This window comes from Weissella confusa (assembly GCA_041871065.1).
Classification (GTDB): Bacteria; Bacillota; Bacilli; order Lactobacillales; family Lactobacillaceae; genus Weissella; species Weissella confusa_A.
This window is the reverse complement of record CP168942.1, coordinates 1254653-1267500: the sequence shown is the minus strand read 5'-3', so window position 1 is coordinate 1267500 and position 12848 is coordinate 1254653. Positions and strand designations below refer to the sequence as shown.

At 45.6% G+C, this 12848-nt stretch carries 16 protein-coding genes (1 of these 16 cut by a window edge); 14 read left to right on the top strand and 2 right to left on the bottom strand.

Annotation, left to right across the window (positions count from 1 at the left end):
* The 6 genes from ACAW68_05985 to ACAW68_05960 form a co-directional block, all read left to right on the top strand.
* A protein-coding gene (locus tag ACAW68_05985) for a hypothetical protein (GenBank protein XGA15043.1) crosses the window boundary here: on the top strand, positions 1-502 show its 3' portion. 929 nt of this gene lie to the left of the window's left edge; the window shows 502 of its 1431 coding nt (coding positions 930-1431); its start codon lies off the left edge, out of view; it ends in the stop codon at positions 500-502.
* A gap of 76 nt (positions 503-578) precedes the next feature.
* Positions 579-890, top strand: a complete 312-nt coding sequence (locus ACAW68_05980) for a hypothetical protein (GenBank protein XGA15042.1) — start codon at positions 579-581, stop codon at positions 888-890.
* Between the two features lie 59 nt (positions 891-949).
* The gene (locus ACAW68_05975) at positions 950-1573 is read left to right on the top strand and encodes an HAD family hydrolase (GenBank protein ID XGA15041.1); all 624 of its coding nucleotides are present in this window, start codon (positions 950-952) and stop codon (positions 1571-1573) included.
* Positions 1574-1684: 111 nt separating this feature from the next.
* Positions 1685-2530, top strand: a complete 846-nt coding sequence (racE, locus tag ACAW68_05970; GenBank protein ID XGA15040.1) for a glutamate racemase — start codon at positions 1685-1687, stop codon at positions 2528-2530.
* A gap of 18 nt (positions 2531-2548) precedes the next feature.
* Positions 2549-3145 (top strand): XTP/dITP diphosphatase, encoded by a 597-nt coding sequence (locus ACAW68_05965; GenBank protein ID XGA15039.1) that lies wholly within the window; start codon positions 2549-2551, stop codon positions 3143-3145.
* A gap of 3 nt (positions 3146-3148) precedes the next feature.
* Positions 3149-3667 carry a YfcE family phosphodiesterase gene (locus ACAW68_05960; GenBank protein ID XGA15038.1) on the top strand — a complete coding sequence of 173 codons (519 nt, stop codon included), beginning with the start codon at positions 3149-3151 and terminating at the stop codon, positions 3665-3667.
* Between the two features lie 55 nt (positions 3668-3722).
* Here ACAW68_05960 and ACAW68_05955 read toward each other — a convergent pair whose 3' ends face one another.
* A complete protein-coding gene (locus tag ACAW68_05955; protein ID XGA15037.1) occupies positions 3723-4349 on the bottom strand; it encodes a DsbA family protein in 627 nt (208 codons plus the stop codon).
* 344 nt (positions 4350-4693) lie between these two features.
* Here ACAW68_05955 and ACAW68_05950 point away from each other — a divergent pair, with 344 nt between their 5' ends.
* From ACAW68_05950 to ACAW68_05930, 5 genes are all read left to right on the top strand, one after another.
* On the top strand, positions 4694-5299 hold the full coding sequence (locus tag ACAW68_05950; protein XGA15036.1) for a GTP pyrophosphokinase family protein: 606 nt from the start codon (positions 4694-4696) through the stop codon (positions 5297-5299).
* A 29-nt stretch (positions 5300-5328) separates the two neighbouring features.
* Complete coding sequence (locus tag ACAW68_05945) at positions 5329-6144, top strand: NAD kinase (protein XGA15035.1); 816 nt, start codon at positions 5329-5331, stop codon at positions 6142-6144.
* Positions 6144-7055, top strand: a complete 912-nt coding sequence (locus ACAW68_05940) for an RluA family pseudouridine synthase (protein XGA15034.1) — start codon at positions 6144-6146, stop codon at positions 7053-7055. The genes ACAW68_05945 and ACAW68_05940 overlap by 1 nt, the downstream gene beginning before the upstream one ends.
* 24 nt (positions 7056-7079) lie before the next feature.
* Entirely contained in the window at positions 7080-8468 is a 1389-nt protein-coding gene (gene mgtE, locus ACAW68_05935) for a magnesium transporter (GenBank protein XGA15033.1), read from the top strand.
* A gap of 78 nt (positions 8469-8546) precedes the next feature.
* Positions 8547-9719, top strand: coding sequence for a multidrug effflux MFS transporter (locus ACAW68_05930; protein ID XGA15032.1), 1173 nt, complete (start codon positions 8547-8549; stop codon positions 9717-9719).
* Between the two features lie 42 nt (positions 9720-9761).
* On the opposite strand, the gene ACAW68_05925 is transcribed toward ACAW68_05930, so the two are convergent.
* Entirely contained in the window at positions 9762-10475 is a 714-nt protein-coding gene (locus ACAW68_05925) for a TIGR00266 family protein (GenBank protein XGA15031.1), read from the bottom strand.
* A gap of 207 nt (positions 10476-10682) precedes the next feature.
* Here ACAW68_05925 and ACAW68_05920 point away from each other — a divergent pair, with 207 nt between their 5' ends.
* From ACAW68_05920 to ACAW68_05910, 3 genes are all read left to right on the top strand, one after another.
* Positions 10683-11678, top strand: coding sequence for a VOC family protein (locus ACAW68_05920; protein XGA15030.1), 996 nt, complete (start codon positions 10683-10685; stop codon positions 11676-11678).
* Positions 11679-11831: 153 nt separating this feature from the next.
* A complete protein-coding gene (locus tag ACAW68_05915) occupies positions 11832-12317 on the top strand; it encodes a hypothetical protein (GenBank protein XGA15029.1) in 486 nt (161 codons plus the stop codon).
* A gap of 96 nt (positions 12318-12413) precedes the next feature.
* On the top strand, positions 12414-12830 hold the full coding sequence (locus ACAW68_05910; protein XGA15028.1) for a type II toxin-antitoxin system death-on-curing family toxin: 417 nt from the start codon (positions 12414-12416) through the stop codon (positions 12828-12830).
* Positions 12831-12848 lie beyond the last annotated feature (18 nt).

Here is a 12848-nt window from a genome sequence, read left to right as displayed (position 1 = left end):
GGCGGAACTGCAGGCACTTATTACGGGGATTCTGGCGCATGAGCCTGATGAACTATCTTATTCAGGTGCTAACGGTGAGGTGCCAGACTATGATGACACCATTCACGACTTTATGACGGACTTGGGTGACCGTGATGAGTTGACGCCTGAAGGGTTGGAAACAGCGCAAGCGATTATATCAATGGTTCTGGATGAACTAGCGGTTAAAACACAGGCTAGTTTAGAAGCGATTACACCTGATATGTTAGGTCGTGTCTTGCGCCAAAAGTTCCAAACCTTTGATTTGTTTGGCCCAGACGGCTTTGAATTCGTTGATGATATTGTGATTGAGTTTGCACGTTGGGCAGCTGCACAAGATTTGATGCCAAAGGCCAATGTTCTAAAGTGGGGCAAAGCGATTGAAACGGTTCAATTTGATCGTTACGCGTATGCATTAATTGTGGATGCCGCAAATAAGCTGGAAATGGTCGAAGTTGGCCAAGACATGCCGGCAATATATTAAGAAATTTTTAGCTGACCTGGATAGGGTCGGCTTTTTCTTTTTGCCTTTGGTATGGTTAAATCAGGAGGTTAAACTTATGGTTCAAATCCTATTGTTACTCATCTATATAAGCGATATTTTACTAACACCTTTAATTGGTGTACATCCAATTTTGATTATTTTGCCAGCTATTATTGCAACGATGACGTTATATTTCTTCTTAAAGCGTGTTTCAACACGAACTAGCTGTTGTGTGGCGACGGTGATTGTGGTCCTAGCGACCGTTGTGCTGGCTGTCCCGCTGGAACATGCCTACTGGGTTGCGCTGCAACGCGTCATGCTTGGTCAGCTATTAGCGGTAATTGTCTTAACGGTGATGACAGTGGGCATGCGTGCCGTTCAACACTAAAAATAGGCATAACCTAGTGCTATAATGAAGGCACTAAGTATTGAGGAGTTCACAGGACTATGAAGACATTCATTTTTGACGTTGATGGCACATTGTTGAGCACAGAGAGCATGTACATGAAGTCATTGCAATTCACTTTGGAAGCCAACGGTATTCATAAAGAATATGAGGAGCTATACGCCATTTTCGGGTTGCCTTCATTGGATGCGTTGATTAAGTTCAACATCGAAAACCCAGAAGAAATGCAAAAGCAGTGGCAAAGTCACTACCACGATTTCTGGAACGAAGTGAAGCTATTTGACGGCATTCACGACATGTTGGCTGACTTGAAGGCGACCGGGGTTAAGATGGGGATTGTGACCTCTAACACGCCAGAAGAGTTCGCCGATCACGCTGATAACTTTGATATCAACGGCTACTTCGATGATTTCGTCTTTGCAGGTCAAACACCAAAGATGAAGCCGGCTGCTGATCCAATTTTGAAGTCAATGGCTGATCTTGATGCGGATCCTTCAGAGTCAATTTATATCGGTGATTCAGTGCACGACATGCACGCGGCGCACAACGCCGGTATTAAGTTTGGAATGGCTTCATGGGGTGTCCGTGACCGCGCTGTCTTTAACGATGAAGCGGATGTTATTTTTGAAACACCTGCTGACATCTTGAAGTTGGCTGCAAAGTAAGCGATTAGACCTGGTTCTTTACCAGGTCTTTTACTTTTTAACTGTAGATTTCCGGAATAGGCCTGGCAATGTTATAATGAAGACTTAGAAAAAACGAAAGAAGTGAAGATAATGGATAATCGTGCAATTGGTTACATCGATTCTGGTATCGGTGGGTTGACCGTGGTCAAGCAAGCCTTGCTGCAAATTCCTGATGAACAAGTCTACTACGTGGGGGACACGGCGCGTATGCCTTATGGTCCACGCCCACAGGATGAAGTCCTCGGCTTCACTTGGCAAATGGTTAATTATTTGCTGAAGAAGGATATCAAGATGTTGGTCGTGGCGTGCAACACAGCGACTGCGGCCGCACTTCCTGACCTTCAAGCAAAGCTAGACATCCCGGTCGTTGGTGTTATCCAACCTGGTGTCGATGCCGCTTTGCGTAAGTCAACGGACGGTGAAATTGGTGTTATCGCAACGGCTGGAACAGTTAAGTCATTGGCTTACTACAACGGCTTGTTGCAAGGTAACCGCGCAGCTAACGTTGTGCAACTTGCCGCACCAGAATTCGTTGACGTGGCCGAAAATCACGACTACACGTCAGAATTTGCCCGTCAAGTGGTGAAAGAAAAGTTGACGTACTTTAAGAACCACCAAGTTGATACGTTGATTCTTGGATGCACGCACTTCCCATTGATGGAAGGCTTCATTCAAGAAGCAATGGGACCTAAGGTAACGTTGGTTAACTCTGGTGCCGAGACGATTTCAACGGTTGTCGAATTCTTGGACAAGTATGATTTGCGTCACGCTGCAGCAAACCCAGCTGATCACACGAACGACGAATACTTTACAACTGGTAGCGTAAAGCGTTTTGCCACAATCGGTGGTCGTTGGTTGGATGATAAGGAAATGACTGTTAAGCACTTGGATATCGTTGGTGATACACTAGTGTTGAACGAATCTGTTACAGACTAAAGTCACAAAGGGGGCCTCATGGCAAAGTTAATTTTTGCGTCAAAGAACGAAGGTAAGGTACGCGAATTCCGCGAGTTCCTAACGCCACTTGGTATTGAAGTTGTGTCATTGAACGAATTGGACAATGTGCCAGCAATCATTGAAGATGGGACGACATTCCAAGAGAATGCGACTATCAAGGCAGAAACGATTGCGCACGCATTTGGCGTACCAGTTGTTGCCGAAGATGCCGGTTTGATGGTTGATGCGTTGAACGGGGCACCAGGTGTTCATTCAGCACGTTATGCAGGTGATCACGATGATGCAGCGAACAATGCAAAGTTGTTGCACGAACTTGAAAGCACACCTGACATCGACCGTACAGCATCATTCCACGCTGTCATTGTGGCAATTAAGCCAGATGGCAAGCGCTTGGTTGCTGCTGGTAAGGTGGACGGACGCATTTTGCGTGAAGCACGCGGTGAAGGTGGCTTTGGGTACGACCCATTGTTCTACTATGAGCCATTCGATAAGACGTTGGCCGAATTGACGCCAGCTGAAAAGAATGAAATTTCACACCGTGGGGCAGCTTTGCGTGAGTTTATGACTGAGTTTAAAGACTGGTGGGAGGATTAAATCATGGATTACTTGATTATTTCTGATGCGCACGGCGATCGCCAAATTTTGGAAGATGTCGTGAATCACTACCGCGGTAAGGTAAAGGCCATGTTCTACAACGGTGATTCAGAGTTGTCACGCTCTGATGAGTTGTTCAACGACTTGTTGCCAGTTATCGGAAACATGGATACGGATCCAATGTTCCAAGATGACCGTGATTACAAGGATGACAACTTTACGGCTTACCAAACGCACGGTCACTTGGTACACACTGAGGTATCATTGAACCAATTGCGTGAAGTTGCTTCAGCTAAGGGTGTTGATGTGGTCTTGTCAGGTCACACGCACGTTTTGGGAGCAGAAGAGATTGATGGTCGTTTGTTCATCAACCCAGGTTCAATTTCATTGCCAAAGGGACAATATGCCTACCTTGGTGGCACGTATGCCATTTTGACGGTTGAGCCAACGCAGTTTATCGTGCAATTCTACACACGCGATATGAAGCCAGTAGAAGGCCTACGCTTTACGTTCAAGCGTTAATTAGGATAAAGCAAAGAGACCTAGCAGGACGGGTTACCGCCTTGCTAGGTCTCTTTTAGCCTTCTTCTACTTCTGTGACGCCACCATTGTGTAGGAGGCCGTCATATTCTCTTAGCCGCTGACGAGTTGCCGACAAGAAAAGTCGGGTCAAGTGCTCATCAGAAAAATCATCGGTTCTGACGGCATATTCAGAACGATCAGTGTCGTAAACCACCAACGCAGGGAAGTTACGAACACCCATTTCGGCTGCCAAGTTTTGATCAGCGCGGAATGCTTGCACAGCAAGGTCGCTATTGCGATCCTCAACAAACATTTCCTGGTCCAATGCCAAATCGTTAACAGTTTGCATCACCAATTCATCAGAATAGGCGTTTCCCTGTAATAGGGCCTGTTGGGTAGCCATCAAGTACTCACGCGCAGCTTTCTTTCCTTGGAATTGCGCCGCCTTGGTATCAACAGCCACTTGATAAAGTGTTTGTGATACGACGTTCAAATCATGCAAAGAAGGGTGCAATGAGTTTGATGCCGCCATCGCAGTTTGACGCGCAGATTGCATCGTCACAACTGGAATGATTTGCATGGCAACTTTTATATTTGATTGTTCTACGTATGTCGCTAGTTTCTTTTCGGTCTCTAAGCAGTCACCGGAAAGTGGGTTCACGAAGTGGTACACCTCTAACATAATGAGCCACGACCTCCAAAACTTTTCTTATGGATGTGAAAAAATGCATGTCTTTTTCATATCCTCGATTATATTACCTGTTCAACCGGGCGCTGTCTAATTTGCAAGCTTCAAAATTCGCAATATCATCAACTCTTAACCCGCTTGCAACAAGTGTCACAAAACTTATGTGTGAGATGCGTAAGTTCTGTGAATTTTTAACCGTAATAAGCATAGCGCATTTGGGGTCAAAATGCTGAAAATCTGTTTCGAATCTCTTGTATTAAAGGCAAAGAATTAGCGGGAAAAAGGTTGGTCATTTTGCTATAATAGAGGAAGTGAGAAAAAAGTCGGGGGATAACGACATGACACAGATTGAGTGGGAGAAATTACTACAACCGTACGTTCAGGCTGTGGACGAACTTAAGGTCAAGTTACGTGGTATGCGCACGGAATTTGAATTGGCTGGCGTGAAGACGCCGGTTGAGTTTGTGACTGGACGTGTTAAAGCTATTCCAAATATCGAGGAAAAAGCAGTTCGACGTCACATTGACCTAGAACGTTTGGAACAAGACATGGAAGATTTGGCGGGGGTTCGAATCATGACGCAGTTCACAGAAGACATCTACAAGATTGTTGATCTGCTGCGCCAACGAAAAGACATGGTAATTTTGGAAGAACGTGATTACGTGACGAATGCTAAGCCATCCGGGTACCGTTCTTACCACATCGTGATTGAATATCCAGTTCAAACAATCACTGGCGAAAAGAAGATTTTGGCCGAAATTCAAGTACGTACGATGCAAATGAACGTGTGGGCAACGATTGAACACGCGATTAATTACAAGTACGACGGTGAATATACTGAAGAAATGACTGAGAAGTTGCGTGAGGTGGCTGAATTAAGTATCCGCGTTGACGAATTGTTCTCAGAGTTACACAATGGGTTAGATAATCATACCGAGGCCTAATCCAGGTAGCAGGAAAGAAGACGACTAGCATGAAACTAGCAATTTATAGTAACAATGGCGCACAATCAAAAGCTGTTGTTGCCTTATTTAAAGAGAAATTAGCAGAGCGCAACACGGACCGCATTGTCTTTGACGATGAGCACCCAGATGTTGTGATTTCTGTCGGTGGTGATGGTACGTTGCTAGGTGCATTCCACCACTATGCCGATCAATTGGCTTTTGTGCGCTTTATTGGTGTACACACCGGCCACTTGGGGTTCTACGCTGACTGGCAACACTTTGAAATCAATGAACTCATCGATAGCTTGGTAGCTGATGAAGAGTCACGTACGGTCAAGTACCCATTGTTGGAAGCGCGCGTACGTTATACCGATGGTCGCGAAGAACGCGTGTTGGCGTTGAATGAAGCTGCGATTAAGCGTCCCTTGGGAACGCTGGTAGCGGACGTTTACATTCAAGGCGAACTATTTGAGCGCTTCCGTGGTGATGGATTAACAGCTTCAACGCCAACTGGATCAACGGCCTACAATAAGGCCATCGGCGGTGCTGTCATGCACCCAAGTCTTGAAGCAATTCAATTGGCTGAAATCGCCTCAATCAACAGTCGTGTCTTCCGAACACTTGGTTCACCATTGATTATCGGTAGTCACGAAGTTATTCGTGTGCAAATAGAAAACGATGGCGCTGCTGTGACATTGAGTTTCGACCACTTGAGCAAGATTGCCTCAAACATCGACTGGATTGAGTTCCGTGTCGCCCAAACAAAAATTCAATTTGCTGAGTACCGACACATGCATTTCTGGCATCGTGTCCAATCAAGTTTCATCGGCACGGAGGTAAACTAATGGCCCAATTTAGTTGGACAAACCAAGGCGATGAGACCTTGAAAATTAAGACATTTTTGGCACAACGCGGCGTGTCACACCGTATGTTTTCAATTGTGAAGCGCGGTGGTGGCTCAGTTTTGCTAGACGGTAAGCAAGTGCGTACCGTTGATGAAGTGAAGCCTGGTGATAAGGTCACGATTGTGATGCCACCAGAAGAGTCAAACGACGTTGTGGCAATGTCTGATCTGCCAATCACGGTTTTGTTTGAAGACGAAAACTGGTTGGTGGTTGAGAAAGAAGCTGGCGTGACGTCAGTGCCTGGAAAGGCTGACCGTGAGACAACCATGGTTAACCGTGTGAAGGGGTATTTGGCGCGTTCAGGCGCTGAAGACTTGGTGCCACACGTGGTAACACGTTTGGACCGATTCACGTCAGGGGTCGCATTGCTTGCCAAGCACCGTTTTGCACACGGCTTGCTGGATAAGCAATTGCAAACACACTCAGTCGACAAGCGTTACTATGCGATTGTTGATGGTGATTTAGAAGATGATTATGGCTTCATCGATGCGCCAATCGGTCGTATGGATGATGACTTTATTCGTCGTGAGGTCCGTGAAGATGGGCGTCCATCACAAACGGAATACTGGGTAGTGAAGCGTTTTGGTAACCGAACCTTGGTTCGCGTGCAATTGCACACGGGTCGTACGCACCAAATTCGTGTGCACTTCAAGTACCTGGGTCACCCATTGATTGGTGACGAAATTTATGGTGGTCCGATGGATCGTGGCATTACCCGTCAAGCGTTGCACGCTTACTGGTTGCGCTTCTACGACCCATTCGCACAAATGGAACGCACGGTACAAAGTGCGCTACCACAAGATATCGTTGATGTCTTGGATGGGTTCCAAGTGACACCAGACGAAAATTAATAATAGATTGGGGAGGATAGTTTCATGGCAGATAACATGATGGATGACATCACAGAGGAGATGCGTGATGAACTGTCCGACCAGGCCCACCACCTTGTTCAGTATTTGGAGCACGGCGAACGTGAGGCGTTCTTAGACGGCTTTGACGAACTGCACGGTTACGATCAGGCCGTTTTTTATGTGACATTGCCGTCGCAATTACGTCACCAAATCATTGAGTGGTTGACGCCGACTGAATTGGCGGCTGTCTTTGACGAAATTGAGCCAGAAGACGTTGATTTGAACGACTTGTTGGAAGAAATGTCACCCCGTTATGCAGCACAAATGCTGAACCAGATGTATACCGACAACTCGGTAGACTTGCTGGAAGAAGTAGAGCCCCGCGAATTAGCGATGTACTTGGCCTTGATGCCTAAGACGGACGCTGATGAAATTCGTCGCTTGTTGAATTATGAAGATGACACGGCTGGTTCTTTGATGGGAACCGAGTTTGTCGCCGTTAATCAAAATTTGACGATTGGCCAAGCCATGACAGCCGTGAAACGCGCTGCCCAAGAGGCTGAACAAATTACGTATATTTACGTGGTTGATGATGACGAGACATTGGTCGGTGTTATCTCACTGCGTTCTTTGATTGTTTGGCCGGATGAGGCACGTGTGTCGGACGTCATGGACACAAACTTGATTACCGTTGAACCGAGTGATGACCAAGAAGATGTTGCCCGTTTGATGGCCGATTATAACTTTGTGTCGATGCCTGTTGTGGTGGAGAACAAGCTAGTCGGTATTATCACAGTTGACGATATCGTGGACGTTATCGATGAAGAGGCCGCCGAAGACTACTCACGTTTGGCCGGTGTCGACGTCGTCACTTTGGAAGAGAATCCCTTTAAGTCGGCGACGAAACGTTTACCATGGTTGATTGGCTTGATTTTCTTGGGAATGGGGACAGCCAGTGTCATCAATACATTTGATGGGTTGGTCCAACAAGCATCAATCTTGGCTGTGTTTATCTCATTAATTACGGGAACCGCCGGTAATGCGGGCACGCAATCGTTGGCCGTGTCAGTGCGTCGTATCGCGTTGCAAGAAACCAGTTCATTACTTCGGATGTTGTTAACCGAGGTTTTGATTGGTGCGATGATTGGAACGACTGCTGGCGTAACAATATTTTTGGTCGTTTGGGTCTGGAAAGCAAACTTACTACTAGGTGTGGCAGTTGGTTTGGCCATGGGTGTCGCCATTTTGGTGGCGAATGTGGCTGGATCATTTATTCCGTTGATTATGGATAAGATTGGGGTGGATCCGGCAGTTGCATCGGGACCATTTATCTCGACGTTGTCTGATTTGACGTCAGTTATTATCTATTTCAACATCGCTGGACTATTTATCACTCACTTTGTTAGTGCGTGAAAGTAAGCGAAAGGCTATACTGAGTAATAGAAATTTAACGGCTCGTTGCGGGTCGTTTTTTATTTGAAGGTGAAGGATATGAAAAAGAGTATTGGAAAGCTACAGCTATTCCTGCTAGGGGTCTTGAGTGCATTCTCACCACTAGCGATGGATTTGTACTTGCCAGGGTTGCCAGAGTTGCAACAAGATTTACACACATCAACTTCATTAGCGCAAGTGACGATTACGGCGTCACTATTGGGGTTGGCGCTAGGGCAAGTGATTGTCGGACCGTGGTCTGACCGTATCGGTCGTCGTAAGCCGTTGTTGTGGGGGACAATTGCGTTTGCATTGAGTTCAGCAGCGATTGTCTTTGCGCCAAATATTTGGGTGCTAATCATTCTCCGTTTGGTGCAAGGATTAGCCGGATCAACTGGCATTGTGTTGTCATTGGCTGTGATTACCGATTTGTTTACCGGTAAGACATTGACGCAACAAATTGCGATTAACCAAACGATTAACGGGGTGTTCCCAGTGCTGGCACCGGTATTCGGTGGAATCATCATCGCCTGGGCCGATTGGCAAATGACGTTCTGGGTATTGGCCGTGCTAGGTGTAATTTTGTTCGCTGGGGTCTTGTTCTCATTGCCTGAGACGTTGCCAGCTGAAAAGGCAGCACCACAAGAAAAGCAATCGGTTGTGGCAGGATTCGGTAAGTTGTTTAAGCAACGTCAATTCGTGCTATTCGCGTTGACGCAAGCCTTCATGACCGCTGCTTTGTTTGCCTACATTTCAGGATCATCATTCGTCTTGCAAAAGATTTTTGGCTTGTCGGTGACGACGTTTGGGATTGTGTACGCCATTAATGGTGCGGGAATCGCGTTTATGTCGAGCATGTCAGGTCGCTGGGCTGCCAAGTTTGGTGAGTACACAGCCTTGAAGTGGTTTATCCGTGTCGCTTTCATTGGTGGCTTGTGGTTGTTGGCAACAGCCTTTATGCCAAAGTCAATTTGGATGATTTTGCCACCATTGTTCATCGTTGTTTCAACGGTTGGTGGAATTATTTCTTTGACGACGGCGTTGGGGATGCAAGGACAGCAAGAAAATGCTGGTTCAGCATCAGCGTTGTTGGGCTTGGCTCGTTACGCTCTTGGTGGTTTGATGTCACCAATCGTCGGGTTGTTTGGTCAAACGACGTACTTGCCAATGGCAGTGTTGATTGTCGTCGTGCAAGTGATTGGAGTCTCAATTTTCAGTCGCATTAAGCGTTAAAAAAAGACGGAACCTCAGCTGGTTCCGTCTTTTTTGCTGTCATTAATTTGATGATGGTTGTGGCATGAATGGCTTTAGGACATTCGCAAAGTTTTCGATATTCAATGATTGAATCAAAATCTTTCCGGAACCGTTAAACGTATTCACGACACCTTCACCCGTACCGATTGAGCCGATAACACCGCCACCTTCAAGGTGAATGTCATAGTTCAATGACGTTTCCCATGCAACCACGTGAGCGTTATCAATGGTGAAGTCGTGGGCATCTTGCAAATCAATTTCCTTGATTGATCCGAACGCGGCAACCAACAAGGTACCTTCACCGCTCGTCTTCATAACGAACAAACCACCTTGGCCACCGAAGAAGGCACGTCCCAATGATTGGCGTTCCATTGAGTATTGCACCGTACCGTCCATCGCCAAGAAGGCTGAGTCGTTCAAGTAGTAGTTCTTGTCAGCAGTGACTTCCAATGCTTGGATTGTACCAGGTACATTAGGGGCGAGGGCCAACTCACCACCTTGAGATCCAGCAGTAACTTCGGTGATGAAGACTGATTCGCCACTAACCATTGAACGACCGGCTGCACGAATTAACTTACCAATACCTGAACCGCCGTTTGCGTTCAAACGACCTTTGAGTTCAGTGTCGCCAGTGTGATAAACCATCGCACCACTTTGAATGCGGACGGTTTCGTTTGGCAACAAGTCATAGCTAACCAAAGGGAATTGCATATTAGATTCGATCTTGTAATCCATTTTTGTTTACCTCGATATATTTTTATAGGGTAATTATAACTAAAACGTAAGTGAAAAGCTTATAACAATGCTTATTATACGTTCGAATCCAAAATAATACTTTTGCATAACCCTTTTTACGTGCAAAGTTTTTGAAGGTTGGGTATTATACTCACATAAAGTAATAAACAAAAAATATTGAAACACACAAAAAGAGGTTTGTTAGTTATGAAGACTCACCACATTTCATTGTTGACTGGCGATGCCAAGTTGAATGCAGATTACTACGTTGGCGTATTGGGAATGCGTTTTATCAAGAACTCAGTTAACCAAGCCAACCCAAAGAACCGTCACGTTTACTACGGTGACTTCATGGGAACGCCAGGAACGGTTATCACGTTCTTCCCAATTGACGACTTGCGAGAAGACCGTACTGACGGTAAGATGTTCTTCTCAGGCATCCACTACTCAATTCCTGAGGGATCAACGCAATACTGGTTGGACCGCTTTGCTGAAAAGGGCTTGAAGGCTGAAGTTGACGCAATGGGACGTATCCGTACGGCTGATTACGAAGATTTGCCAATCCGTATGCAAGAAACTGAAGGTAAGAACTTCGACTGGCACATTAACTACATGTCAGATGTTCCTGCTGAATTCCAAATCACTGGCGTTATCGGTGCTGAATTGCACGTGCCAGATGTTGCTGCAACTGGTCGCTTCTTCGAAGACTTGTTGGAAATCCCAGTTAAGGGTAACATCATCGACTTGGAAGGCGTTGAAGCTATTGAATTGGTTCAAACTGCTGAAGATGCACCTAACTCACGCTTTGGTAAGGGTTCAACTGACCACTACGCTTTGGGTGTTGAGTCAGAAGAAGATTTGAAGTACTTCTGGGAGCGTGCCAAGGCTTTGGGCTACAAGCGTGAAGTCTTTATCGACCGTGGATACTTCCGTTCAGCATACTTCATCGAGCCTGGTGGAAACCGTGTTGAGTTGGCTACGACGAACCCAGGATTCACGTTGGACGAATCATTGTTCGACTTGGGTACGACGTTCGCTTTGCCACCACGTTTCGAGGCATCGCGTCAAGAATTGCTTGACCACTACGCAAAGAAGGGTGTCTTCTTTGACGAAGTGAAGCCTTACACGGGAACTGGTCACTTGGAGAACGACGGTAAGATCCGTGCTATCCACGACGAAAAGGGTAACACCCGTAACGACTAATGCCAACCCTTGGTATGACTGGACTGACGGCGTTTTAGGACACATTTAGGACACTTGTCAAAATTAAATATAACAATTTTGGAGATATCGCAATTATTGCGGTATCTCTTTTTTGTCTTGTTCTTTAATGGATTATTAGATACGATATTTGGCATGAAAGATAATAGTAAACGCAGAAATACTGCCACAAGAAAAATTGACGTGCGAAAGTTCATTGCAATACTACTTTTAGCGTTGTTCGCACCGACGGTCATAACTAATGGTACTTTGCAGTTTTGGTTAGTTTTAAAACTTGGATGGTTCTGGTTCGCTATTCTGACAGGCATAGCGGTATTAATCTGCATCAGACCGATTTTTTATAAGATTGTGTTCAGCGTATTCTTTCTGGTTGTCATGATGTTTTTGTTTCAAATGCAAGGCTTAGTACAAGGTAATGTATCATCTGTTGATCAGGAAAACAAAGTGATGACTTACAGAACGGCGACGCTCGGCGAAACGAACTATTTTGGCACTGTGTATGATAAAAAGCTTTTTGGACTAATGGTTTTAAAACAATATGACTTCAAATTTGTCGATCATGATAGAGTTGCTCACGAGCGTACTGCGAAGTGGGTCTATGAAGAAGTGAGACGACGCTGAACAAGATAAGTTTCATAATCTGACTTATCTTGCCTCAAACAAACTGAAGCTGGCTATAATGTGTATTCGAGATGTTAGTGACTGGAGATAGTTATTATGGAAGAAACGCATTACTTAACCCGAGATGAATTACTTGCCTTGAACAAGCATGCAGTAGAGGCGTTAGGTGGAAATGCTGGCGTTCAATCACCACGTGCATTTGAAGTTGTGATTGATCAACCGAAGCAGGTTGTATTTGGGCAAGAAGTTTATCCGACGGTTTGGCTAAAAGCAGCTTATATGATGCAACAGATTATTAAGACGCCAGTGTTTGTTGATGGCAGCAAGCGCACTGCGGGGCTTGTGGTTTTGAGCTTCTTACAGCAGAATGGCTATCAACCGGTGCACGACGACTACAATGACCGTGCTAAGGCATTCATTTTTGAAATGGTTCAAAAGGATAACTCGGAAGAAACGATGATGTTAATTGCTGAGTGGTTATCAGCTCAGTTTTCATCGGTTGAGAATAACTAAAATGATATACTCATAGTA

Excerpts from the sequence above, each read along its gene's own strand:
- ACAW68_05980 (XGA15042.1), top strand. The coding sequence starts at position 579 with ATGGTTCAAATCCTATTGTTACTCATCTATATAAGCGATATTTTACTA.
- ACAW68_05910 (XGA15028.1), top strand. The coding sequence starts at position 12,414 with ATGGAAGAAACGCATTACTTAACCCGAGATGAATTACTTGCCTTGAAC.
- ACAW68_05965 (XGA15039.1), top strand. The coding sequence starts at position 2,549 with ATGGCAAAGTTAATTTTTGCGTCAAAGAACGAAGGTAAGGTACGCGAA.
- ACAW68_05920 (XGA15030.1), top strand. The coding sequence starts at position 10,683 with ATGAAGACTCACCACATTTCATTGTTGACTGGCGATGCCAAGTTGAAT.
- ACAW68_05960 (XGA15038.1), top strand. The coding sequence starts at position 3,149 with ATGGATTACTTGATTATTTCTGATGCGCACGGCGATCGCCAAATTTTG.
- ACAW68_05950 (XGA15036.1), top strand. The coding sequence starts at position 4,694 with ATGACACAGATTGAGTGGGAGAAATTACTACAACCGTACGTTCAGGCT.
- ACAW68_05945 (XGA15035.1), top strand. The coding sequence starts at position 5,329 with ATGAAACTAGCAATTTATAGTAACAATGGCGCACAATCAAAAGCTGTT.
- racE (XGA15040.1), top strand. The coding sequence starts at position 1,685 with ATGGATAATCGTGCAATTGGTTACATCGATTCTGGTATCGGTGGGTTG.
- ACAW68_05925 (XGA15031.1), bottom strand. The coding sequence starts at position 10,475 with ATGGATTACAAGATCGAATCTAATATGCAATTCCCTTTGGTTAGCTAT.
- ACAW68_05975 (XGA15041.1), top strand. The coding sequence starts at position 950 with ATGAAGACATTCATTTTTGACGTTGATGGCACATTGTTGAGCACAGAG.
- ACAW68_05930 (XGA15032.1), top strand. The coding sequence starts at position 8,547 with ATGAAAAAGAGTATTGGAAAGCTACAGCTATTCCTGCTAGGGGTCTTG.
- ACAW68_05940 (XGA15034.1), top strand. The coding sequence starts at position 6,144 with ATGGCCCAATTTAGTTGGACAAACCAAGGCGATGAGACCTTGAAAATT.
- ACAW68_05915 (XGA15029.1), top strand. The coding sequence starts at position 11,832 with ATGAAAGATAATAGTAAACGCAGAAATACTGCCACAAGAAAAATTGAC.
- ACAW68_05955 (XGA15037.1), bottom strand. The coding sequence starts at position 4,349 with ATGTTAGAGGTGTACCACTTCGTGAACCCACTTTCCGGTGACTGCTTA.
- mgtE (XGA15033.1), top strand. The coding sequence starts at position 7,080 with ATGGCAGATAACATGATGGATGACATCACAGAGGAGATGCGTGATGAA.